Source organism: Vibrio penaeicida, assembly GCF_030689305.1.
GTDB lineage: Bacteria > Pseudomonadota > Gammaproteobacteria > Enterobacterales > Vibrionaceae > Vibrio > Vibrio penaeicida_B.
This window is the reverse complement of the sequence record NZ_JAUYVM010000005.1, coordinates 138415-161223: the sequence shown is the minus strand read 5'-3', so window position 1 is coordinate 161223 and position 22809 is coordinate 138415. Positions and strand designations below refer to the sequence as shown.

Below are 22809 nucleotides of genomic sequence, written 5' to 3'. Positions count from 1 at the left end.
TTCAACGATGAAATTGAGCCTTAAAAATAGTTTTCGAGTACAACTTTTTTATTGATGAAAGTCTATGTATATATTTGTTTATCAGCAATATTTTTAAGTGAAATTGCAAATAAGTGATTGCGAACTCGATATGCAATTCCATTTGTACATAAGTGCTAATTGAGCCAATTACGTACTTTTATTGTTGATAAACAAAGAATCCCTCCTACACTCAAGATAAACGTCAACTCCGATAATGGCTAGGTCGAAGGGATGGGCACATGGAACGTCAACTAGAAGAATCCTTAGAGATTGGTAACGTCCTAAACATCAAAAATGAGTATCAACAATGGCTCGATTGTAATGAAGAGCTAATTATTGATGCGTCCTCCGTTGTCAGAGTTGATGCTGCAGGATTGCAAGCGTTGGCATCTCTTTTCTTTAGTGCTAAGCAGGCAAATACCGACATACAACTTGTCAATGTTCCTGATGACTTACAAGAAAGTATCAAGTTACTCGACTTACAAAGTGTGTTTGAAAATTAAGGAATTGAGAGGGATTTTTATGACTAAGATTCTCGCTGTCGATGACTCTGTATCGATCCGTCAAATGGTTAGTCACACTTTAAAGGACGCGGGTTACGATGTAGAAACCGCGAACGATGGTAGTGATGCACTCAAAAAAGCAAAAATGACCAAGTTTGATGTGGTGATATCAGACGTCAATATGCCAATTATGGGAGGGTTTGAGTTGGTAAAAGCCATTCGCGGAAACCCTCAATACAAATTCATTCCGATCTTGATGCTGACGACAGAAACCAGCATGGAGAAAAAGCAACAAGGCAAATCGGCAGGAGCAACGGGGTGGTTGGTCAAGCCATTCAATCCGGAAACTCTCCTAAAAACCTTAAAGCGCGTTATATAAAAACAACGTTTGTAACGAGAACGTGATGCAAGATTTAGGTAGGTGACCCATGGCTTTAGACATGAATCAACTTCGTAAAATGTTTTACGAGGAATGTCGCGAAAACTTAGAAGTGCTTGAAACGGTATTGTTGGATCTCGATCCCGAGAGTGTCGACCTTGAAACCATCAATACTATATTTCGTGCCGCCCACTCCATTAAGGGGGGCGCAGCGACTTTTAACTTGCTCGATATTAGTGAATTCACACACAACGTCGAAGCTTACCTAGATGAAGTCCGAAACGGACAAATGAGCCTTACTCGGCACAGTGTCGACATCCTGCTGAAAAGTGGCGATTGCATAACTGAAATGCTGGAAGGTTATGAAACCGATACTCCAGTAGAGTCGGCGTTAAAAGAAGAAGTTAATCAAGCTTTATCGACATTACTGGAATCTCCAGCGGAAAATCAACCTAATGATGCTTCTCAAACATCTTCTTCTAACAAGGAGGGTGAGGCAGAGTCATCTGATCATACTGAAAACACATCTGAATGCGCTCCTTGGTATGTTTCTTTTACTCCGCATTCCGATTTATTCTTTAGTGGTAATGATCCACTTAGAATTCTGGGTGAAATTATTGAATTGGACCCAGGTTGCGACATTGTGTGTAACACATCTGAATTACCGGATTTAAGTGAACTCGAAGCCGAGCTCTGCTATTTGAGTTGGCGAATAACAATTGCAGGTAGCGTTGCCGAAGATGACATCCGAGAAATATTTGAATGGGTAGAAGACCAATGTGACTTGGATGTACAACGTGAAAGTGCGATTAAAGAAGACGTTGCCCCACTAGCACCTGAGACGGCAAAAACAGAGGCTGCAACGGAAGAGCCACAAGTGGTCGATAACGCTCCCGCAGCAAAACCTAAAGATACCCAAAAGCCAGCGAGCAAACCTGCCAAATCCGAGTCTAGCGTGAGTTCCATTCGCGTAGATATTGACAAAGTGGATAGCTTAATCAATCTCGTTGGAGAGTTGGTGATCACCCAATCAATGTTGACTGAAATTGGTAATGATTTCACTGTCGATAAATTGGAAAAGTTGAAATCAGGGTTAGACCAGCTTCTGCAAAACAGTAAAGACCTTCAAGAAAACGTTCTTAATATTCGAATGCTGCCAATGAGCTTTGCTTTTAGTCGCTTCCCAAGATTGGTACGAGACTTATCCGGTCGTTTAGGTAAGCAAGTGGACTTGCAGATCAAAGGTGAAAATACCGAGTTAGACAAAACCGTGTTGGAACGCATTGTGGATCCGTTAGTTCACCTAGTGAGAAATGGAATCGACCACGGCTTAGAACTTCCTGAGCAAAGGCAAGAGCAAGGAAAGCCAGACATGGGCGTTATAGAGCTGAACGCCTTCCATCAAGGTGGCTCTATCATTATCGAAGTGAAAGATGATGGCGCTGGTATCAATTGCGACAAACTTTGGCAGAAAGCGGTTGATAAGGGCGTGTTACCTCCAGAATCCCGACGTGAAGAAATGACCGACAAACAAGTGGTGAATCTGATATTTGCCCCTGGTTTCTCTACTGCAGATGAAGTGTCGGATATTTCTGGTCGTGGCGTGGGCATGGACGTAGTTAAGAGAAATATTGAAGAGCTTGGTGGGCATATTGAAGTTGAATCCCGCCTTGGCACCGGGAGTACATTCACTATTAGCTTGCCACTTACATTAGCCATATTGGACGGGCAACTGGTTAAGGTTGCTGGTGAAGTTTACGTTATTCCGTTACTGACCATCATTGAGTCGATTCAAATTGATACACAGTGTGTGAAACACGCGGCAGGTGGTGTCGAGTTATATCGTCTCCGAGAGGAAAATATCCCTGTGCTGCGTTTGCATGAAGAGTTTGAAATGGGAGAGAGCGGAGAGCTCGAAGGACGAATTCTTTGTTTGGTTGAAGCGGCAGGCAATCGAGTCGGGTTACTGATAGATGAGTTGCTGGATCAACAACAAGTTGTGATTAAAAGCCTCGAGTCAAACTACAGCAAAGTTGCGGGTATTTCAGGTGCAACCATTCTTGGTGACGGTTCAGTTTCTTTGATCTTGGATATCCAAGGATTAATCACTTCATTTTTGAACCGTCAGTCAGACAGCAAAGGCGGCATTGCAGCCTAGGGAGCCACAGTGAACGAAGCACTTCAGGTTGTCGATGGTGACACCATTTCCGATAGTGAGATCAGTGAAAATGCAGACTTTTTGAGTTTTTGTTTGGCTGGCGAACTGTATGGAATCGACATTCGAGATGTGGAAGAAATCCGAGTCTGGGAGCGCCCAACGCCCATTCCTCGCTCTCCTGATTTTGTAAAAGGCGTCATCAATCTACGAGGCATGATTGTGCCAGTGGTTGATCTTCGTGTTCGTTTTGGCATTGGTGATTGCGCTTATCTTCCGACGACTGTGGTCCTTGTTCTTCGTTGTGTAAGTACGGATACAGAGCGATTGATGGGGCTGGTTGTTGATGCGGTGTCTGATGTTGTGAGCCAAGGTGATAAAGAATTAACTCCTGCTCTGGGGGATTCTGCTGTTACCCCATTTACGATTGGGCTACTCAACGTGGACGAGCAAGTGATGTCTCTGTTAGACACCGATGAATTGCTCAACATGGAAACCATACTCAAGGCAGGGTGAATGATGGCAATACGAGAATTCCTGAGTTTCATCTTAGATGAAGAAGAATATGCAGTACCCATTTTGGATGTAAGAGAAGTCAGAGGTTGGAGCAACGTACGTTCGGTTCCGAATTCACCTAGTTATTTAAATGGTGTGTTAGAAATTCGAGGGGAATATGTCCCCATCGTTGACTTGAGAAAACGCTTCAACCTTGAACCTGCAGTCATTAATGCAACAACGGTGGTGATTGTTTTAAACGATACGCATGGGCAACCATTAGGCATCATTGTGGATGCAGTATCTGAAGTGTACGCATTGGACACAGACGATATTAAACCTGCTCCCAATATGTCGTTAACGGTCGATAAAAACTTCATAGTCGGCATTGTTCCGGCAAAAGAAGGACATGTGATCTTAATTAACTTGGAAGCTCTATTTAATGTCGCAGAGCTCAACAACCTATCAGAAGAAAAAGCGCTCATGTAAGAGGTAAAGTTATGTCATTTTGGAACCGAAAAAAAGAAAGAGCAGAAAGACAGTTTGTTGCTCCATCTCAAGACAACCTAATGGGAGAGACCAATAGTGCCTCTGGAACGGTCAGTAACGAGCAATTACTTTCCGCATTGAACACGGCACAAACCGCGTTGATGATGATTGATCGGGATTTCAACATAACTTACGTTAACAGGCGTTCTTTGGACTTGTTAAAACAACACGAACTACTTTTTCAATCGGTGTGGCCAGGATTCAGTGCAGATGAAGAATTTCTGATAGGGAATTGCATTGATGGTTTCCATACCAACCCAGCACACCAGCGTCAGCTACTCTCCAACCCCAACAACATGCCTCATACTGCGACAATTCAAGTCAAAGACGTACTCCTAGAGCTTAATGTTGGTGCCATCATCGATGCTCAAGGTAACTACAGTGGTAACACTCTCGAATGGGAAGATGTTACAGAGCTTAGGCAACAAGAATCCAATATTCTGCGGTTACAGTCGGCTGTGGATCAGGCACAAACAGCCATGGTAATGATTGACCGTGATTTTGAAATCACGTACATCAACCACGAAACGGTCTCTTTATTTAAAAAACACGAAGCGAAATTTCGCAGTGTGTGGTCCGATTTTAGCGCAACAGAAGATTGGCTAATGGGGCGGTGTATTGATGGCTTCCACAAAGATCCATCTCATCAAAGAAAGCTGCTCGATAACCCTTCTAACATGCCATACAGCACCGACATTGAAATTGCCGATCTTAAAATAGAACTCAATGTGGCTGCCATCATGGATGCGCATGGCAATTATATTGGCAATACACTCGAATGGAGTGACGTTACTGAACAACGCAAGCAAGCATCAGAGATCGCGCGTTTGAGTGCCGCCGTGCACCAAGCACAAACTGCGATGGTCATGATCGACCGTGATTTCTTAATTACCTATACCAATCTCGAAACCATTAATTTATTTAAAAAGCACGAGAACACACTGAGAACCGTTTGGCGTGATTTCACCGCAAGCGAAGACTGGTTGATAGGTCGCTGTATTGATGAATTCCACCAAAACCCCGCCCACCAGCGAAAGCTACTGGATAACCCGAACAATTTGCCAATTAAAACGGATATTGTCATCGCGGATCTAAAAATTGAGCTAAACGTCGCTGCAATTACCGATGCCGAAGGGAACTACGTAGGTAACACATTGGAGTGGAAAGACGTTACAGAAGAAAGGGCGAAAGAGGCCGAAATAGGTCGCTTAGCTTCTGCTGTTGCTGGCATGACAACGAACCTAATGATGGCGGATGACAATGGCATTATCCAATACTTAAACCCGTCTCTGACTAAACTACTGACCAGTCGTGAAAGCGAACTTAAAAAAGCGTTGCCGAGCTTTAATGCAAGTAAGCTTGTCGGACAGAACATTGATATTTTCCATAAAAACCCAGCGCATCAAAGGGGCATTATTTCCAACCCAGATAACTTGCCTTTCTCTTCGAATATTGCCGTCGGTGGGCTTGAATTTAACTTAACGTGTATCGCCATGCGTGACGCGGAAGGTAATTACATGGGACCGGCTCTGCAATGGGAAGACATCACCGAGCAACAAGATGGTCAACGACAAGTCGAAAACCTGATTCAAAATGCAATAAAGGGTGAACTCTCAAACAGAATTGATACCAGTGCTTACAGTGGATTCATGTCTGAATTGGGGAGTGGAGTGAATAACTTGTTGGACGCGATTGTCGCTCCACTTGGGCAGTGTATCGATGTAATGAGTGAGGTCGCAGACGGTAACCTTAACAATAATATGTCTGACGACAATGAAGGTGAATTCGGTCGGTTATCTAACGCGGTGAATACTTCAATCGTCAATCTTCGCAACATGGTTGACCAAATCACCACATCGTCGGCAAGAGTTGCAACCGCATCCACAGAAATAGCAGAAGGCAATAACGATTTAAGTCAGCGTGTTGAAGCACAGGCTTCCAACCTAGAAGAAACGGCTGCCAGTATGGAAGAGATGACGTCTACCGTCAGGCAGAACGCTGAAAACGCCAGAGGTGCAAATGATCTATCGGATGATGCCGCTAAGAAGGCGGGTAAAGGTGGTGAGGTTGTCGGGCAAGCTATTGCAGCCATGGCGGAAATCAACAGCGCCAGCAAAAAAATCTCTGACATCATTGGCGTGATTGATGAAATTGCCTTCCAAACTAACTTGCTTGCATTGAATGCAGCCGTTGAGGCGGCAAGGGCTGGAGAGCAAGGGCGCGGCTTTGCGGTTGTTGCTGGTGAAGTTCGAAATTTGGCTCAGCGCAGTGCCGCCGCAGCGAAAGAAATCAAAGGTCTAATCAACGACAGTGTCGATAAGGTAGATGAAGGTTCGAGGTTGGTCGACGAGTCCGGCGAAACACTCAACGAGATAGTCGATGCTGTTGCAAAAGTGTCGGAGCTCATTACCCAGATTGCACAATCCAGTCAAGAACAAGCTACAGGTATCGACGAGATTAGCCGTGCTGTTGCCACTATGGATGAAATGACGCAACAGAACGCTTCCTTGGTGGAAGAAACGTCTGCAGCCAGCCAATCCCTGAAAGATGAAGGCAAAGAATTACTTAACCTAATGAACTTCTTCTCCACCGATAATGATGTGAAAACCTTATCTTCAAGGGGAGCGGCTGGAGCAGTAAGACCACCGTCTAGCAATGTTGCAGAGATTCGAAATGTCCCCGCATCCAAACCAGCGAGCCGAGCGGTAAACTCGGGGATACAGTTGAGTGAGGAAGGAGACGAATGGGAAGAGTTCTAAGCCGAGCAGAGGTAGAGAGTCCACTGGCTGGTAGAGAGTTTGAAGTAACAGAACAGGACTTTAAATACATACAATATTTTGTCCACAAAAGTGTCGGAATTTTTTTGTCGGATAAAAAGAAGGCCATGGTTTACGGTCGCATCAGTCGTATCTTACGAGAGCAGGGTCTTAGGCGTTTTTCTGAATATCGGGAGTTGCTAGAAACAAGTGATGCCGAAAAAGTAAATTTTATTAATAACCTGACTACTAATAAAACCCACTTTTTCCGTGAATTTCATCATTTTGAATATCTAGAAGGCGTGATGATTCCCAAGTGGTTCAATGAGGGGAAAAAACAACTAAGGTTTTGGTCGGCAGGGTGTTCAACGGGAGAGGAGCCCTACAGTTATCTTGCTATGTTAAAAAAAGCGCAAGTATTCGAGCGGATAAATGATGTGCGAATGCTTGCAACCGACTTAGACACCAATGTATTAGTCCGAGCAAAGCAAGGTGTTTACAGCGAAGAAGCAATAGAAAGTATACCCAGCGAATACTTGAAAGGGGCGTTCGTAAAAGGAAAAGGCCAAATGGCCGGAAAAATAAAAATAAAACGTCAGTTACAGCAACATCTTACTTTTAACCAGCTCAACTTATTAGCTGATTGGCCCATGGATCAGCAATTTGATGTTATCTCTTGTCGCAACGTCATGATTTATTTTGATAAGCCAACGCAAGAGACACTCATTCGAAGATTTTACGAACTTCTTGCCGACGATGGTGTGTTGTTTATCGGTCACTCAGAGAGTGTTGGAAATTGTACTGACATATTCCGTCACCTCGGACACACCATTTACGTTAAACAGTGAGGCAAGAATGAAAGGACTGCAGGCGAATTTACCTATCCAAACGTCACAATTCAGCCGCTTTTATCACCAACAAAAGAAAGTGCACATGGTGAAAGTGATGCCCGGAGGAGTTTATACCAGCCGCGAGCCTGAAGTGATTTGTACAGGGTTAGGTTCTTGCATTGCCGCGTGTATGTGGGATCCGCAGGCTTACATTGGGGGGATGAACCATTTTTTGCTGCCATTCGACAGTAACGCTGAAATAGAGCACTGGCATCCAACCGAAATTGTTTCGACGGCTTCCAGATATGGTAACAATGCCATGGAAATGTTGATAAACCAATTGCTTGCTGGTGGCGCCGTAAGAGAAAGGATCCGCTTGAAATTGTTTGGTGGTGCGCAATTGATGGGAAAGAGTGCGCTGATTGGTGACAAGAATATTGAATTTGCTCTGAATTATGCGCGTGAAGAAAAGTTTGAGATTGAAGCGCAAGATTTAGGGGGGATGATCCCTAGAAAAGTGATGTTTGATCCGCTGAGTGGCCAAGCTTGGGTTAAACGCATCCGACTCTCTGAAGTTGATAAGGTGAAACGAAATGAAGCGAAATACGCCAAAGAGTTGGATATAGAGAGTCATCGTTCTCACGATAATGATGCGGAGCTATTTTGATGAATAAAAAACTAAAAGTAATGATCGTTGATGACTCCCCTGTATTCAGAGCGCTGCTAACGGAGATCATTGAATCCGATCCTCAGTTGACCGTTGTGGCGGCAGCAGAAAACCCTTATGAAGCTCGAGATCTTATTAAGCAGCATAACCCTGATGTGCTGACCTTAGATATTGAAATGCCGAAGATGAATGGCGTGCAATTTCTTAAAAACCTCATGCGACTGCGCCCTATGCCCGTCGTCATGATTTCTACTCTAACTCAGCATGGTGCCGACATCACACTTGAAGCCTTAGAAATAGGTGCCGTCGATTACTTTCCTAAACCTGCCGTAGAAAACACGGCAGAGATGATTCACTACAAACAAATGGTCAATGCCAAAGTCAAAATGGCGGCAGGGGCGAACGTAAAACAGCAGCACAATAATCATCAGGCTGAAAAGCAAGAAAAAGTAAAACACAAAAGCAAGCGGTTCGATTTGATTGCCATTGGTGCCTCGACAGGAGGGACGGAAGCCGTCCGATCGGTATTGTCGTCTTTGCCATCGAACCTACCACCCATCGTCATCACTCAGCATATTAGTGCGTTGTTTACACCTTCGTTTGCCCAGCGGCTTGATGATGCAAGTGAAATGACGGTGCGAGACCTTGCTGTGGACTCAGCTCCACTTGTGAACGGTTGTGCGTATGTTGCGCCTGGCGATCAGCACATGGTAATTGTGAAGAGAGGTGGATGCTTGTATTGCGAACTGGATGATCGCCCTCCCGTTAACCGTCACAAGCCGTCTGTTGATGTCATGTTTGATGCAATAGCGGAAACACTAAAAGACAGAGCCATCGGAGTGATTCTTACGGGAATGGGACAGGATGGAGCTGCAGGAATGCTGAACATGAACAATGCAGGTGCATTTACGATAGCGCAGGATGAGCAGTCCTCTGTGGTATGGGGAATGCCGCGTGTCGCGGTAGAAGTAGGAGCAGTAGAAAAAGTAGTGTCACTGAATAAAATCCCAAAACTGATATGTGACACGTTGTTTTCTTCCTAAATACTTCTGAATTTAAGGGGTCTATAACAATGCAAAAAATAACAAATTTCGTGACGAAGTGGTGGCTCATATTAGGCTTACAGGTGTTGGGGCTCAGTTTCGTTGCTATGGAAGTATCTTCAGTGTGGGTGGTTGCGCTCTCTGTGGTGATCGCAGCCACACCTTGGGTGCTTATTAAGTCACCACAAAAGGAGATCAAGTCATTTGATGCGGGGTCAGAAAACAGCGTTGAACCGATTTCAGATCGACGAGTTCAGCTTGATGAAATTAAGCATCTGATGGAAGAAGAACTTCCTCACATAAAAGAGAGTTTAGATAAGCAGCGTGGAGTGATAGATGAATCTGTTGTGACACTCAATGATAGCTTCTTCGGCTTGCAAGAAGTCTCGCAGCGTCAAAGCCTCGTCTCAGAGACTTTGGTGAATAACCTTTTAGCCAATCAAGACAGCAAATACAGCCTGACGCAAGTACTCCCTAAAACAGAAAAAATATTCGCTCAATACATTGAGATTCTTGTCAGTGTTTCGGAAAAAAGCATCACCGCTGTACACAGCATTCATGACATGTCATCAAAATTGGACAACGTATTTCGCCTATTGGACCAAGTCCAAGGGTTATCAGAGCAAACCAATTTGTTGGCACTGAATGCCGCTATTGAAGCCGCGCGAGCAGGAGACGCAGGGAGAGGGTTTGCTGTTGTCGCCCAAGAGGTGAGGAATTTGTCTCTTAAAGCAGAAGATTTGAACGGGCAGATACAAAAAGAGATCACGATCGCCCAAGGCACGATCAATGAAGCGAATGAAACGGTTGGTGAGATCGCCTCAATTGATATGACTGTCGCGATCGACTCGAAAGATCAAGTGGAAGATATGTTGCAAGGCGTGCAACAGGTAAACGTTGAGATTAAGGAAGAAGTCGACAAATTGCGAGCAATGGGAAGTGAACTTGCTGAGCAGGTGAGCAACGGGATTCGCGCACTGCAATTCGCCGATATTGTCGCCCAACAAGGTCAACATGCAGAGCGCAGTGCCCATGCTTTGGAAGAAATGACGGTTCTAATGGGCAAGTTTAACAGGCGAGAAATAGAGCTTTCAGAGTTGATACAAGGTATTGAAGACCTAATGGGTCATGCTCAAAACCGCGGAGAAGCAGCAGCACAGCAATCCGGTATTGATGAAGGTGAAGTGGAATTATTCTAGGGAGAAGAACTATGTCAGTATCCGCTGAAATAGATAACAACCAAAGACGCGTCGTCATTTCGGTTGAAGGGGCATTTGGGTTTAATTTGGTTCACGAATTTCGCCAAAGTTACAGCCAGCAAAAAGGGTATCGTTTTGTGGTCGACTTCCGAAAAGTCGATTACATCGACAGTGCCGGTCTAGGCATGCTACTCAATATGCATAAATTCTTACAACAGCAAGATGGTGATATCGTCATTACCAACAGCATGCCTCAAGTGAAAAAGATTCTACTGATATCGAGATTTGATAAGAAATTCTCAATCGAATAACGAATTCAGGAGGGCTAGGTTATGAGAGTGCTGATTGTTGATGATCAAAAAACCAATCGGGAAATGTTTCGCTACATGCTGACCAGCATTGCAGAAGAGATTATCCTATTTGAGAATGGCGAAGGTGTAGTAGACGCATTAAAAGAAGCAGAAAGCCTTCCCGATGTGATCCTTATGGACGTTATGATGCCAGTGAAAGACGGCTTTACGACGGCCAAAGAGATTCGCGAAGAATTCCCCGACGTACACATGCCCATCATCTTCTTAACCGTTTTGGATGATCGTGATTCGTTCGGTCGCTGTCTTTTTTATGGGGATGATTTCATTCTTAAACCTGTAGGAAGAAGTACACTCCTTGCAAAAGTGCAGGCGCACTATCGCGTGGCGAAAATGCATAGCGAAGTGAGTAAGCAACGAGATGAATTGAGTAAATTCCGGGAGCAGGTGAAGTACGATTACGCCATTTCTGAATCCATTTTCACCAATCTTGCTGAAGATATGTATAAAAATATCGACGGCATCGAATACATATCTAACCCCTCTACCGTGTTTAATGGGGATTTGATTGTTGTGGCTAATCGCCCTCAAGGTGGGGTTTACGTGATGATCGCTGATGCGACTGGTCATGGTTTACCCGCGGCTATTTCGACAATTCCTGCCACGAGAGCCTTTTTCTCAATGGCTTCCAAAGGCATGTCTCTTGGTGAGATTTTAGAAGAAATCAACACGTCTTTAGTGCGCTTTCTACCCTTAGGGATGATGGTTGCAGCAAACGTATTTGAAATCAGTGCAAACGGGCTTGATGTCACGTGGTGGGGAGGCGGTCTGCCAGACAGCTATATTCTCGATTCTTCTGGAAAAATAATCAATAACCTCACATCCACTCATATGCCGCTTGGCGTATTGAGCGGTGAAGAATTTGAAACCAATCTCGTGCACCTTCGCCTAGAACCAGGACAACAAATAGTTTGTTATACCGACGGTGTGACCGAAGCGGCGAGTCCCTCTGGAGAGCAGTTCGGTGAAGATAGGCTCAAACATGTACTTAATGAGTGTGAGCCCGCCGCAATAATCCCTTCTTTGTATGAAGCAGTGAACGTTTTTTCTAACAAAAGCAAGGATGATGATCTTTCTATTCTTACCATGACATTCCCTATTCACAATGAAGCTGGGCAAACCCCTGACGCTGAATTGCCCTTTGTTGGCAAAGTGCCATTGAATACTCGGTTAAGCTTCCCGAAAGACGTGCTAAGTGGTGTGACGGTCATGGCGGAGGTTCGTCATTACATTTCTGGCATTGTGAGCGGAGGTCCCAACCTTGATTTAGTTTGCTCAGTCTTGTCAGAGCTCTTTGCTAATGCCATTGAACACGGCTTATTAGGGTTAGACTCAAAACTCAAAAATGATGAGGAAGGGTTTTTTACGTATTACCAGTTACGAGAAGAAAGGCTACAAGACCTCAACGAGGATGCCATGCTAACACTGGAACTTGAATATTTGCCTGAGATCAATCAGTTGGGTATGACAATTGAGCATACTGGTGAAGGTTTCAATTACCATAACGTAAGTATGGTTTCTGATGAAAACAGCTATGGTCGGGGGATTGTGTTGGTTTCGGAGTTGTGCGAATCACTCGAGTATTCCAACTGCGGCAAAAAAGTGAAAGCCGTGTATCAATTTAGCCAATATTAGCGTTTTATTTGAGCTACTTATATAATTACTGGCATTGATGGTGTAGTCGAATGTTTGCTTTATTAGTGTGATTTAAAGAATATGTAGCTGGAATTTTAATAATCAACATTTAGAGATGAAAATGTCGTGAGCTAAATATTGAATATTCTCACTGTGGTGGAGTTGATGTGCTTGTATTAGTGACCACAGCCGGAAAACGCGCATGTTTTTGTTAAATCTCTGGGCAAATTCGTTACACTCATTCCAGAAATGGTGTCTTATTTTTGAGTGACGGACTATGTGGAAAGAGTTCATCCGACTTTCAGATGATGATCAAAGTGTCATAGCACAGATGCCCACCGATATGGCTGTAGAGTCTGACTTCGGTGAGCTGGGACTTGATCACGCCATCGAAAATTTGGGTGCTGCTTCTTTCTTCTTAGACGATGGTGCCGTAAAGACGTTTGTTAGTGCTGCCCGTAAGGCAAAAAAAGAAGCGTTTCAGGGTATCAAGGTTGCGTATCGTAAAAATGCGAGAGTGACTGTTGAGCTTGAAGATGACGATATGATCGCGCGCATGATTGTGCAAGGTGCCCAAGGAGGTCGAGCACTTCGAGGTAGCGAAATTGTAGAAGCGCTATCCGCGGCACATGTCACCAAAGGCATCAATAAACTCGCGCTTAAAAAGGTGTTGGCGATGAGCCATAAAGTACCACCTGGGCAAGAGTTTTCTCAGGCTGTTGCCATTGGTAAGCGACCTGTAGACGGAAAAGATGCGGAATTCATTTCTCTATTCCCCGATATCAACAGCCGCGTACTCAGACCACAAGAAATTAATACGGTTACTCACCGTGTTGATATGCGTAATCTCGGCGAAACCATTACGGTTGCCGAAAATGAAGAGCTTTTGCGGCGTAAGCCGGCGACGAAAGGCACGCCTGGTTTTACTGTCTGTGGCAAAGCTATCCCCCCTAAACCCGGAACCGACAAATTATTGCGAGAAGGGAAGGGCACCTACATATGCAAGAAGAACCCCAACTTACTACGAGCATCTGTGTCTGGAATGCCGGTCATGAAAAAAGGCTCAAGTGTTGAAGTCGATAATGCGTTGTGTTTAAGCAAGGTCGATGTATCGACAGGTCATATTAAATTCAAAGGTTGTGTCGTGATTACGGGTGATATTGAACCCGGTATGAAGGTACTTGCTACTGGCTCTATCACTGTGGGCGGTTTTATTGAATCGGCAGATGTTCAGGCTCACGGAGATATTACCGCGGCAAAAGGTATTATTGGTCGCCCAGTTGCAGAAGGTGAAGAGAATGCCTGTGTTGTCCGTTCTGGCGGCTCCATTACGAGTAAATATGCTCAGTATACAACGGTACAAGCTCACGATGACATTACCCTTGCTATCCATAGCCTGCAAAACGAAGTCCGTTGTGGCGGCGATTTAAGCGTCTGCGATGCGAATGGCAAACAGGGAACGCTGAGTGGAGGCAACACCCAAGTCGGTGGAAAGATTACCTGCGTGAACTTGGGCGTTGAAGGTGATTCTGTCACCAATGTGGAAGCTTGTGCCCGCTATAAAAAGTACAAAGCGGGTATTGAAAAGCTGAAAGAGAACTATAAAAAAGTTCAAGAAGAAACCATGAAGGTGGTTCGGGCGGAATTGGAGCTTTCCAAAACACCTAAATCCGAGCGGACTCAAGATATGGTGGATAACGTTGCGTCTTTAAAAGAAAAAAACAACGATCTACTCACTCGAACCAAGAAAAAGCTCGATGCGGTTGAACTTGAATTTGAGCAAATGCTTTCGGCGAATACCATCACCGTAAAAAACAAAGTGTATTCCCGTGTAACGGTTAGATTTGGTGAGGACACGGTAGTCACACGTCGTGAACATGGTCCTTCCATACTGTCTTACAATCACTATGAAATTAGCTTTGAAGCGATGATGAAGAGTTAATCTGTGTCACGCAGATTAACGCGTCAACAGACCCTAGGAACGCCTTAATCCAGAAACGTCCATGTATCCGCGCCATCAAAACGCCGCACACGAATAGATTCAACCATTTCTCTATCAAACAATCGGAAATTCACGCCCACTCTATCCATTCCCGCTTTATCTGTTGCCGTGTAATGGGTATGTACTTTACATATCGGGCAATGGTGGAAATGAATCATTCGATCGCCCCACTCGTATCCATCGGTTACACCAGAAGTCACGATCACGTCTACTTCACGCGATGTGTAGTAGCCGTATAAAGGGGCTGCTCTAAAGCAGTGAGAGCAGTTGCATTGAGTTAAAGTATCTGGAAGTGTCTTTACTTGCAGCGTGATATTGCCACAATGGCAGGTTCCACTTGTCATATTACATTCCCTTTAAAACCGAGGAGGTGCCGTGAAGTTGTCCGTCTTCTACTGGTTATTCTTGTTTATCTCTCTATTTTATAGCCACCTCCCAATTTATTGGTTATTGGTGTCACAGCTTTTGAGTTTATTCACGCTCTTTTTCTACTGGTGGGATAAACGGCAAGCGATCAAAGGGAATCGTCGAGTGAAAGAAGCCACATTGCACGGCTTGGCGATGTTGGGAGGCTGGCCTGGTGCACTTATTGGTAGAGAAGTGTTTCGCCATAAAACGCAAAAGCGTCCATTTTATCTCATCCTTTATTCTGTCTCGGCATTACACTGTGCGTTTACCGCTCTCTTTGTTTACGTTGCTTTAGCGTAAATACTGGGGGAGGTAATCCCGATAACCTAACGAGTCCGTGCGCCAAACTCCTAAAGCTTATCTCTTATCATCGCAACCTTTTTTACTTCGTCAATTGTAAACATTTGCGTCTCTGTGTAATGAAAGATGAGAAACGTAAGGTGTTGTAAGTGATTGGTTTGTATGGTGTAAGCGTGAGTAAGGAGCTATTGATAACTAACGTCTTATGTCTAATATCCATTGCGCAAATGAATTCTTTTGCAATTAAATATAATTAGCAGTGGATGAATGATAATGAAAAAGACAATTCTAGCTGTTGCAGTAACTCTTGCAGCAACATCAGTAAACGCAGCAGAAATTTACAACAAGGATGGCGTTAAGCTAGATCTTGGTGGTGCCGCTGAAGTTCAGTACAAAAAAGAACGTGGCGAGAACGCAGAAAACAAATTCCGCCTAGATGACGGTGATTTGTTCGCAACAACAACCGTTAAACTAGACGACGAGCTAACGGCTATCGGTAAAGCGGCGTTTAAATTCGAAAAAACAGACGTTGAGAACGACGAGCTATACGTTGGTCTACAGCACAGCAAATTCGGTACATTTACAGCTGGTCGTCAATCAACGACTTTCGACGGTGCTGGTATCTCTAACGACATCGAGTTCGGTATTAAGTTCTTTGATGATGAAGTTGAAACGTTAGCAGTAGGTTCTGGCGATTCAGTTGCTAAGTACGCAGGTACTTTTGGTAATGCTTGGGTTGGTGGTTCTTACGCTGAAGTTAAAGAAACTAAAGGTGAGCACAAGTTTGCTTACGATGTTGCTGGTGGCTACAAGTTCGGTAACGTAGAAGCGGCTGTTTACCTTCAGCAGGTGAAGTTGGATACAGCTACTTTCGGCAAAGTAACGGCGAAAAACGTAAAATCTAACTCTGCACTAGCGCAGGTTAAAGGTACGTTTGATGCGATTACTGTTGGTGCTTCTTACGCAACAACTAAGCTAAGCGGCGGCGACAAAGTAACGGTTGATGGCAAGATCAACATTGCTAAGCTTTCTGCAGCGTATGCTCTTGATGAGAAAACGTCGATTGCTGGTGGTTACGACTACGGTGATGCAAAAGATGCTGCAAAAGTACACAACTTCTACGCAAACGTAACTCACAAGTTCCACAGCAATGTGAAAGTTTACGCAGAACTAGGTCACGCTGATGTTAAAGAAGCAAACGGTGACAAGGTTAAGACTGAGCTGGGTTATGCCGCAGGTCTAGAAGTTAAATTCTAAAAGTTACCACTGCCTTTTCTACTTTGAGAGTTTTGACCCCGCCCTTGTGGCGGGGTTTTTCGTTTTGTATTGCTTTTAATCAAGATCTAGTTTTGGAGCGAATGGGAATAATGTACTTGGATTTCATTTCAGGTAACGTAAAGTTTTTCAGGTTTTCAAACAACTCGTAATCTTGCCCTGTGCCACGTTCGTATTCTGAATTGGGCAGACAGTATCCATAAATGTAATCCATGGTTTTACCAACGGAGTCCTCATTTACCTCTTCTACTTCAAATACGGCAATATGTTGCTGAGGGAGCCTATGAGTCTTCATGTCACTAGGGATAAGTTGTCGATCGGATACTTCCATCGCAGAAAGGTACGTCACTTCATCTTCTAAAAAAGTGCCAGAAGGGCTAATAGTCAGCCCGTAGTAGGTGTCGACTTTTGCATGTTTGAGTTCTTCTCGCCTCCCCAATAATTGCATCCACGGCGCTTCGAGTAAATCGCAAAAACTCTCTTCAAAGGTAAATGGAGAGGGAATGGTGGTTTCAAAACCGACCAGCAGCAATTCTGGCTGATGAATGATTTCTGGCTTAAGCTTCATGCCATTATTTAGGTGAGAGAAAAGTGATTGAGTAAGAACGGGCTTTTCTCTCAAGTTTACAACAGGGCTTTGCTGGCGAAACTTTTTCGGAGTGATTGCAAAATAGTGCTTGAACGAACGTGTAAATGCCTCGTGGGAGCTAAAGCCTACATTCAGCGCTATATCAATGATTCCCAGTTCGGTATGAATCAATTGCTGCGCAGCTCGCGTCAGCCGTCGACCACGAATGTATCCCCCTAAAGTATCGCCAATTAACCCTTTGAACATTCGCTGAAAATGCCACGGTGACATACTAAATCGCTTGGCTAACAGGGCGATGTCGATGTCTTCATCCAGGTGAGATTCAATATGTTCAACCAACTCTTGAAGCTGCGAGATTAAATGTGACATGCCGTCCTTCCAAAGCGATGGAGTTGAATCGTGATTTAAGCCAAACCCTGACCAGAGCCAAGTTGTGACTCCAGTAAAAAAGTAACCAGTACCGCACAAACTATCAAGTTAAGGATTCTTTGTCGTTTTAAAGTGAGGCGAGTGAATGAGCTAGGAAGATAGATAATGAAAGCTATGGTATATGAGCGGTACGGTGATGCAGATGTATTACAAACAAAGGATTTGGATATTCCCGTTGTAGAAAAACATCAGATTTTGATTAAAGTACGGGCAACAACGGTGTCATCGGCTGATGTTCGGATGCGTAAAGCTGACCCATGGGCTGTGCGCTTGTTTAATGGCATTTTCACACCCAAGAAACAAGTACTCGGAACGGAGTTTTCTGGGGAGATAGCGGCGATCGGGGAGTCAGTGACCCAATTTAATACTGGAGACTGCGTATTTGGTGGCACTGGAACAGAAATGGGGGCACATGCCGAGTATTTACTGCTCGATGAATCGGCTGCCGTAACGCATATGCCTTCAAGTTTAACCTTTGAACAAGCGGCATCCATTCCCTTTGGAGCGACCGCTTCCTGGTATTTTTTGCATCATCGGGTTTCAGCAAGACCGAACTTGCGCATTCTTATTAATGGTGCTGGTGGCGCGCTGGGTAGCTACGGTATTCAGATTGCGGTAAACAAAGGCATGGAAGTGACCGCCGTATGCCAGTTAGCAAAGAAAGCGCTCGTCCAATCCCTTGGTGCTCACGATGTTTGGGATTACACGGAAAGGGCGGTTGAAGATAGATCCGGCGAATTCGACATTATATATGATACGGTTGGTAATCTTAATTTTTCAGCTTGTAAGCATCTGCTCACTAATGATGGAATTTGGCTTGCTGCATCAGGTGGTCTTACTGACTTTTATCGCATGCTGACTACGAGAATATGGGGGCGAAGAAAAGTTGTGTGTGGTTTAGCTATCGAAACAAAGAGTGACATGAATCAGATAAAAACGCTGATTGAGACCGATAAATTAAACCCAGTTATTGATTCGATTTTCGAATTCGACAAGTTGGTGGAAGCTCATCGTCGTGTGGAAGAAGGGCGCAAAGCAGGAAGTGTGGTTGTTAAATTGTGATGATGCAGGGTATAGATTAAATTAAAAAAGCCCTCTCGGTTAGAGAGGGCTGAATTCACAAATAGATGTTGGCATCAGTATATGCTGTAGGCTCAGCACTATGATGCTTTCACACGACCTTGTTTTAAGCTGTTGAGAACTTGCTCTTTCGGTCCGTCGGCGATTACTGCCCCTTTTTCCATTACAATCACACGATCTACGACATCGAGCATTGAGGTTTTGTGCGTAATCAAAATCAGTGTCTCGCTCTTTTTCAGATTAACAAGCTGATGTTTGATGTGCATTTCGGAACGGTTATCCATAGAACTGGTTGGTTCATCCATGAGTAGAACCGGAGGTCTGCCAAGGAACGCTCGCGATATGGCAACGGATTGACGCTGACCGCCAGACAGTAGAAGGCCACCTTCACCTACCTGCCTTTCGAGCCCAGCTGGGTCTTGTTGAGTAAATACGGTGACACCACCTCGGTTTGCCGCATCCAGTACTTCTCTGTCATCCACTAAAGGTTGACCAAGTGTAATGTTGTCTCTAATTGAGCCAAAGAACAGAGTGATATCTTGCGGTACACAACCAATGTTGCGGCGTACATCAGCGTGGTGCAGCTGCGCGATATCCGTATCGTCTATTCGGACATTGCCTTCAGTGGGCTGGTAGAGTCCCATAATGAGGCGCTCTATCGTTGTTTTACCAGAACCAATACGACCAATGATCGCCACTTTTTCACCCGGATTGATGCAGATACTCACGTCTCGAACTGAAGCGAGATCGGAGTCTGGATAGTGAAATGTCACGCGGTCGAGCTCAATCTTTCCTTGAATGATTGGCCGATGGATATAACGCTTTCCTTCCTCTTGCTCCTCGGGCATAGACATCACTTGTTCGATGATGGTCATAGAAGATTTGGCTTGGTTGTATCGGGTAGAAAGCAGCGAAAGTTGCACGAGAGGACCGACAGCACGTCCGCTCAGCATAGTGGCGGCGATTAACCCACCCATACTCAGCTCACCTTCCGCAATCAGGTATACACCCACAATGATCATGCCGACATTTGCCGTTTGCTGAATAAAACCCGCCGCGTTTTGAATCGAATCGGTAATACGACGGCTTTTGATATTCCAGTTTGCCATATGCGCTACCGCTTCTTCCCAGCGGTATTGGAATTGGCTTTGCGCACCAAAAACTTTGACGGTTTCTAGCCCTGCAAGGCTTTCGATAAGGTTGGCGTATTTTTGTGAAGCTAAACGCGATCCTTCTTCGATGCTCTTTCTCAAAGGGCCTTGGATAAGCATTGAATGAATGATCAGAATAAGGATTCCGACTATAGGCACGATCACCAAGTTCCCAGCCACTAACCAAATGACTACCAAAAACAGCAAAGCAAATGGGAGGTCGATCAATGAAGAGACAGTCGCAGAGGTAAAAAACTCTCGGATCGATTCAAATTCTTGTAAGTGTCTTGCAAATGCGCCCACAGAGGCTGGGCGTGACTCCATTCGAATACCCATGACTTTGCTGAATAATTTCGATGAAATCAGAATATCGGATTTCTTTCCCGCAACATCAATGAAGTAACTTCGCAGCAGCTTAAGAAGAAAGTCGAAAAGGAAGACAACAAAAATACCAGACGCTAATACCCACAGGGATTCGAACGCAAGGTTAGGCACCACTTTGTCGTATACCAATCGCGTAAACATAGGGGCGGCAATGGCAAACAGGTTGATCAGAATGGAAGCAATTAATACATCGCGGTAGATGTGTTTGGATTCCAGCAAGGTGCTCCAAAACCAATGACCATCACGTGGTTTCAGTACTTCTGGAGAGCGTTCGTCGTAGCGAAATTGCTTTTTAACTAGAAAGTAGCGCCCTGTATACAGCTGCTTCAATTCCTCAAGAGGCAGCGAAATTGGCATTAGGTGGGAATCTGATGTCACCACTTCCGCTTCTTGTGTTTCGCGGTTAATGCTCACCAGTACACAAGCGTCTCCCCCTTTAAGAAGCAAGACTGCTGGCAGAATAAGTTCTGGTATTCCTTCAAATTCAGTGCGATTTTCACGGGCAACTAACCCCGCTCTTTCTGCTGAGCGGGGAAAGAGGAACGGTGTCAGCTTACCGTCTGCTAACGGTAGGCCACTTACGAGTGCTTCTGGTGAATTCGACATGCCATAGTAACGGCTAATGTACACCAGCGAGTTCAACAACGGATCTTGCATCCTTGATAGACCTTAAAACTTATTTATCAACAATGAAGCCTTGGAATGCTTCAATAAAGTGCTCAGAAAGAAAATCCAGCTGTGCTTGTGTTTCTACACGCGAAGCGATGGTTTTTATACCAAGGTTATGCGCAGTTCGAGAAATTGAAGTAAGTGTGTACTTCTGCTTCTCATCATCAATTTGGTGGGTGTAAAGGTAATCCAGCTTGACGTAAGCTGGTCTAAATTCATTGATGTATTCCAAAGAGTGGAAATGACGACCGTAATTATCCACACCAAAATCCGCTCCAGCGCTGCGAATAGCATGACAAATTAAAGCGGTGTGGTGCTGGTGGTTGATGAAGCAGGATTCAGGAATCTCAAAATGCAGTTTACTTGCGAGCGCACCGTTCTTAGTCAGCGTTTGAGTTAACCAACGAATAAAGCTTGGCTCGGTCACACTGCTGATGGTTAAGTTAATTGCTAATGTATCCGTGACCTCTCGGCTACGAAGCTTATCTAGCATGGCTACGATAACGTATTGGTCAAAGATGTGACCGGCATTTAACTGCTCTAAAGCAAAAAGATATTGGTTGGCGGTGAAGCGCTCACCATTTTTCTCAATAGCAGAGAAAACCTCTCGGTGATACGTTGCTCCTGTTGTCGTATTTGCAGTCTGTAACTTAAATTCAACCCATTGATTACTGATGGCTTCTTCAACCAAAGTACGCCACTGCTGTTTACCAAGTAGGACATGGTTTTGTTCATCAGTAACGAGACCGTATGTTTTCTCTGGATGCGCGTGTGCTTTCGACAATGCGTTATCGACGAGTGACAGAATCTCAGTCGTATTCTTGCGGTTTTCATTGTACACCACGCCTAAGAAAGCGGCGGATGGCGCGGTACCTGTCGGATCTGGTCGAATATCTTGGGTATAGTTCATGATGCTTTCCGACACCATGCGCAATTCACTTTCCTCTAAGTTAGGGAGGATGAAACCAAATTCTGCGGTATTGATACGTGCTATGGTGACATCTGGAGACGAGGTCGTCGCTCTAAGCAAGTCTGCCAACTCTTTAACGAGGCTGTCACCAATTTCGTAGCCTTCATCGTCGTACGCTTCTTTTATAAAGGTTGCTTGCAAGATAGCCACACCGCCTATTGCGGATTCGCTTAACCATGTGTTTAGCTGACCAATGAAGAATGAACGGTTACCCAGATGTGATACAGGATCCATGTACGCTCTTTCACGTAACTGTTGGGCTTCTCTTGCTTGCGCTTTAAAGCTTTTTTCAACTTGGGCAGACATGGCATTAATACCATCGACGACGGCAATCAAGTCTCGAGTTTGTGGGCGCTCAAGTGGTTCACCAAAGTGATTGTTGGCGACTTCTTTCATTTTCTGAATGATGAGTGTTAGCGGGGTTAATGCGCGTCTCACTACCGCAGAAATCACCACCGCACCAATGATGAATATTCCTGTAAATAGTGTGACTAAGCTGGTAAGAGCCTGCCAAAGTTGGAAGTAGGCATCGCCCGGATGGCTGATGATTTCCACTTCTGCCAATTGGAGCCACCCGCTGGTCACGACTCGACGATCGTGAATTGTTCTAAACAAATCCAAATTCGTGAACCAGTCAGGAATGTCGTGATTCTTAATAGGGTAGGTTCGAACTATTTCCTTGTCGTTACTAAGGAAGATGAGCCTGACTGCGGAATATGAGCTGCCATCAAACAAGGCGTTTATAACCGACTCCACGGCAACTTCATCCTGGTTTTCAAGATAAGGCGCTAACGCGAGACCGACGGTGTTGATGGTGTTGTTCACCTCAGAGCGTTGCGCTTGCTCTAAGAAATTCCGTGTGGTGTTAAACTCAATCGCAAAGACCGAGGTTATTAACAGTAGAAATACTGCCAACATCCAAGCGACTAGCTGTCTATATAGTGTCATGGTG

Annotated in this window: 20 protein-coding genes and 1 pseudogene; 17 read left to right on the top strand and 4 right to left on the bottom strand. The window is 44.7% G+C overall.

Translation table 11 applies throughout. The features are described 5' to 3' along the window. Window positions 1-260 precede the first annotated feature (260 nt). From Q8W40_RS10385 to Q8W40_RS10320, 14 genes and pseudogenes are all read left to right on the top strand, one after another. Window positions 261-524 carry an STAS domain-containing protein gene (locus tag Q8W40_RS10385; RefSeq protein ID WP_305397078.1) on the top strand — a complete coding sequence of 88 codons (264 nt, stop codon included), beginning with the start codon at window positions 261-263 and terminating at the stop codon, window positions 522-524. A gap of 19 nt (window positions 525-543) precedes the next feature. Further along, complete coding sequence (locus tag Q8W40_RS10380) at window positions 544-903, top strand: response regulator (protein WP_104400856.1); 360 nt, start codon at window positions 544-546, stop codon at window positions 901-903. 49 nt (window positions 904-952) lie between these two features. Then, window positions 953-3061 carry a chemotaxis protein CheA gene (locus Q8W40_RS10375; protein WP_305397077.1) on the top strand — a complete coding sequence of 703 codons (2109 nt, stop codon included), beginning with the start codon at window positions 953-955 and terminating at the stop codon, window positions 3059-3061. Between the two features lie 9 nt (window positions 3062-3070). Then, window positions 3071-3574, top strand: coding sequence for a chemotaxis protein CheW (locus tag Q8W40_RS10370; RefSeq protein WP_305397076.1), 504 nt, complete (start codon window positions 3071-3073; stop codon window positions 3572-3574). A gap of 3 nt (window positions 3575-3577) precedes the next feature. Continuing rightward, on the top strand, window positions 3578-4042 hold the full coding sequence (locus Q8W40_RS10365) for a chemotaxis protein CheW (RefSeq protein ID WP_305397221.1): 465 nt from the start codon (window positions 3578-3580) through the stop codon (window positions 4040-4042). 11 nt (window positions 4043-4053) lie between these two features. Continuing rightward, window positions 4054-4314, top strand: a pseudogene (locus tag Q8W40_RS10360) (PAS domain-containing protein); the annotation flags it as partial. 225 nt (window positions 4315-4539) lie between these two features. Further along, on the top strand, window positions 4540-6861 hold the full coding sequence (aer2, locus tag Q8W40_RS10355) for an aerotaxis transducer Aer2 (RefSeq protein ID WP_370693380.1): 2322 nt from the start codon (window positions 4540-4542) through the stop codon (window positions 6859-6861). Then, entirely contained in the window at window positions 6846-7706 is an 861-nt protein-coding gene (locus tag Q8W40_RS10350) for a CheR family methyltransferase (protein ID WP_305397075.1), read from the top strand. The genes aer2 and Q8W40_RS10350 overlap by 16 nt, the downstream gene beginning before the upstream one ends. Before the next feature lie 7 nt (window positions 7707-7713). After that, window positions 7714-8355, top strand: a complete 642-nt coding sequence (locus Q8W40_RS10345; protein WP_305397074.1) for a chemotaxis protein CheD — start codon at window positions 7714-7716, stop codon at window positions 8353-8355. Continuing rightward, window positions 8355-9398, top strand: coding sequence for a protein-glutamate methylesterase/protein-glutamine glutaminase (locus Q8W40_RS10340; protein WP_101111884.1), 1044 nt, complete (start codon window positions 8355-8357; stop codon window positions 9396-9398). Before Q8W40_RS10345 ends, Q8W40_RS10340 begins: the two co-directional genes overlap by 1 nt. Window positions 9399-9427: 29 nt before the next feature. Next, the gene (locus Q8W40_RS10335) at window positions 9428-10597 is read left to right on the top strand and encodes a methyl-accepting chemotaxis protein (RefSeq protein WP_305397073.1); all 1170 of its coding nucleotides are present in this window, start codon (window positions 9428-9430) and stop codon (window positions 10595-10597) included. Between the two features lie 11 nt (window positions 10598-10608). Then, window positions 10609-10908: an STAS domain-containing protein gene (locus tag Q8W40_RS10330; RefSeq protein WP_101111882.1), complete on the top strand. Its 300-nt coding sequence runs from the start codon at window positions 10609-10611 to the stop codon at window positions 10906-10908. Between the two features lie 21 nt (window positions 10909-10929). Then, on the top strand, window positions 10930-12600 hold the full coding sequence (locus tag Q8W40_RS10325; RefSeq protein WP_305397072.1) for an ATP-binding SpoIIE family protein phosphatase: 1671 nt from the start codon (window positions 10930-10932) through the stop codon (window positions 12598-12600). A gap of 277 nt (window positions 12601-12877) precedes the next feature. After that, entirely contained in the window at window positions 12878-14542 is a 1665-nt protein-coding gene (locus Q8W40_RS10320) for a DUF342 domain-containing protein (RefSeq protein ID WP_305397071.1), read from the top strand. A gap of 44 nt (window positions 14543-14586) precedes the next feature. Here the strand turns inward: Q8W40_RS10320 and Q8W40_RS10315 are convergent, their stop codons facing one another. Beyond that, the gene (locus Q8W40_RS10315; RefSeq protein ID WP_101111879.1) at window positions 14587-14946 is read right to left on the bottom strand and encodes a GFA family protein; all 360 of its coding nucleotides are present in this window, start codon (window positions 14944-14946) and stop codon (window positions 14587-14589) included. A 31-nt stretch (window positions 14947-14977) separates the two neighbouring features. On the opposite strand from Q8W40_RS10315, the gene Q8W40_RS10310 reads away from it, so the two are divergent. Both Q8W40_RS10310 and Q8W40_RS10305 read left to right on the top strand, forming a co-directional pair. Further along, window positions 14978-15310 (top strand): DUF1294 domain-containing protein, encoded by a 333-nt coding sequence (locus tag Q8W40_RS10310; protein ID WP_201797001.1) that lies wholly within the window; start codon window positions 14978-14980, stop codon window positions 15308-15310. A 273-nt stretch (window positions 15311-15583) separates the two neighbouring features. Further along, on the top strand, window positions 15584-16567 hold the full coding sequence (locus tag Q8W40_RS10305) for a porin (RefSeq protein WP_180958373.1): 984 nt from the start codon (window positions 15584-15586) through the stop codon (window positions 16565-16567). 79 nt (window positions 16568-16646) lie between these two features. Here the strand turns inward: Q8W40_RS10305 and Q8W40_RS10300 are convergent, their stop codons facing one another. Beyond that, on the bottom strand, window positions 16647-17543 hold the full coding sequence (locus Q8W40_RS10300; RefSeq protein WP_305397070.1) for a helix-turn-helix domain-containing protein: 897 nt from the start codon (window positions 17541-17543) through the stop codon (window positions 16647-16649). A 165-nt stretch (window positions 17544-17708) separates the two neighbouring features. Here Q8W40_RS10300 and Q8W40_RS10295 point away from each other — a divergent pair, with 165 nt between their 5' ends. After that, window positions 17709-18665: an NAD(P)-dependent alcohol dehydrogenase gene (locus tag Q8W40_RS10295; protein ID WP_305397069.1), complete on the top strand. Its 957-nt coding sequence runs from the start codon at window positions 17709-17711 to the stop codon at window positions 18663-18665. A 98-nt stretch (window positions 18666-18763) separates the two neighbouring features. Here the strand turns inward: Q8W40_RS10295 and Q8W40_RS10290 are convergent, their stop codons facing one another. After that, entirely contained in the window at window positions 18764-20875 is a 2112-nt protein-coding gene (locus Q8W40_RS10290; RefSeq protein ID WP_104400844.1) for a type I secretion system permease/ATPase, read from the bottom strand. Between the two features lie 19 nt (window positions 20876-20894). Beyond that, window positions 20895-22805, bottom strand: coding sequence for a bifunctional diguanylate cyclase/phosphodiesterase (locus Q8W40_RS10285; RefSeq protein ID WP_305397068.1), 1911 nt, complete (start codon window positions 22803-22805; stop codon window positions 20895-20897). Window positions 22806-22809: the final 4 nt, after the last annotated feature.

Bases quoted from the DNA above. Each gene is read 5' to 3' on its own strand.
- Q8W40_RS10385 (WP_305397078.1), top strand. From the start codon at position 261: ATGGAACGTCAACTAGAAGAATCCTTAGAGATTGGTAACGTCCTAAAC.
- Q8W40_RS10380 (WP_104400856.1), top strand. From the start codon at position 544: ATGACTAAGATTCTCGCTGTCGATGACTCTGTATCGATCCGTCAAATG.
- Q8W40_RS10375 (WP_305397077.1), top strand. From the start codon at position 953: ATGGCTTTAGACATGAATCAACTTCGTAAAATGTTTTACGAGGAATGT.
- Q8W40_RS10365 (WP_305397221.1), top strand. From the start codon at position 3,578: ATGGCAATACGAGAATTCCTGAGTTTCATCTTAGATGAAGAAGAATAT.
- Q8W40_RS10350 (WP_305397075.1), top strand. From the start codon at position 6,846: ATGGGAAGAGTTCTAAGCCGAGCAGAGGTAGAGAGTCCACTGGCTGGT.
- Q8W40_RS10345 (WP_305397074.1), top strand. From the start codon at position 7,714: ATGAAAGGACTGCAGGCGAATTTACCTATCCAAACGTCACAATTCAGC.
- Q8W40_RS10340 (WP_101111884.1), top strand. From the start codon at position 8,355: ATGAATAAAAAACTAAAAGTAATGATCGTTGATGACTCCCCTGTATTC.
- Q8W40_RS10335 (WP_305397073.1), top strand. From the start codon at position 9,428: ATGCAAAAAATAACAAATTTCGTGACGAAGTGGTGGCTCATATTAGGC.
- Q8W40_RS10330 (WP_101111882.1), top strand. From the start codon at position 10,609: ATGTCAGTATCCGCTGAAATAGATAACAACCAAAGACGCGTCGTCATT.
- Q8W40_RS10325 (WP_305397072.1), top strand. From the start codon at position 10,930: ATGAGAGTGCTGATTGTTGATGATCAAAAAACCAATCGGGAAATGTTT.
- Q8W40_RS10320 (WP_305397071.1), top strand. From the start codon at position 12,878: ATGTGGAAAGAGTTCATCCGACTTTCAGATGATGATCAAAGTGTCATA.
- Q8W40_RS10315 (WP_101111879.1), bottom strand. From the start codon at position 14,946: ATGACAAGTGGAACCTGCCATTGTGGCAATATCACGCTGCAAGTAAAG.
- Q8W40_RS10305 (WP_180958373.1), top strand. From the start codon at position 15,584: ATGAAAAAGACAATTCTAGCTGTTGCAGTAACTCTTGCAGCAACATCA.
- Q8W40_RS10300 (WP_305397070.1), bottom strand. From the start codon at position 17,543: ATGTCACATTTAATCTCGCAGCTTCAAGAGTTGGTTGAACATATTGAA.
- Q8W40_RS10295 (WP_305397069.1), top strand. From the start codon at position 17,709: ATGAAAGCTATGGTATATGAGCGGTACGGTGATGCAGATGTATTACAA.
- Q8W40_RS10290 (WP_104400844.1), bottom strand. From the start codon at position 20,875: ATGCAAGATCCGTTGTTGAACTCGCTGGTGTACATTAGCCGTTACTAT.
- Q8W40_RS10285 (WP_305397068.1), bottom strand. From the start codon at position 22,805: ATGACACTATATAGACAGCTAGTCGCTTGGATGTTGGCAGTATTTCTA.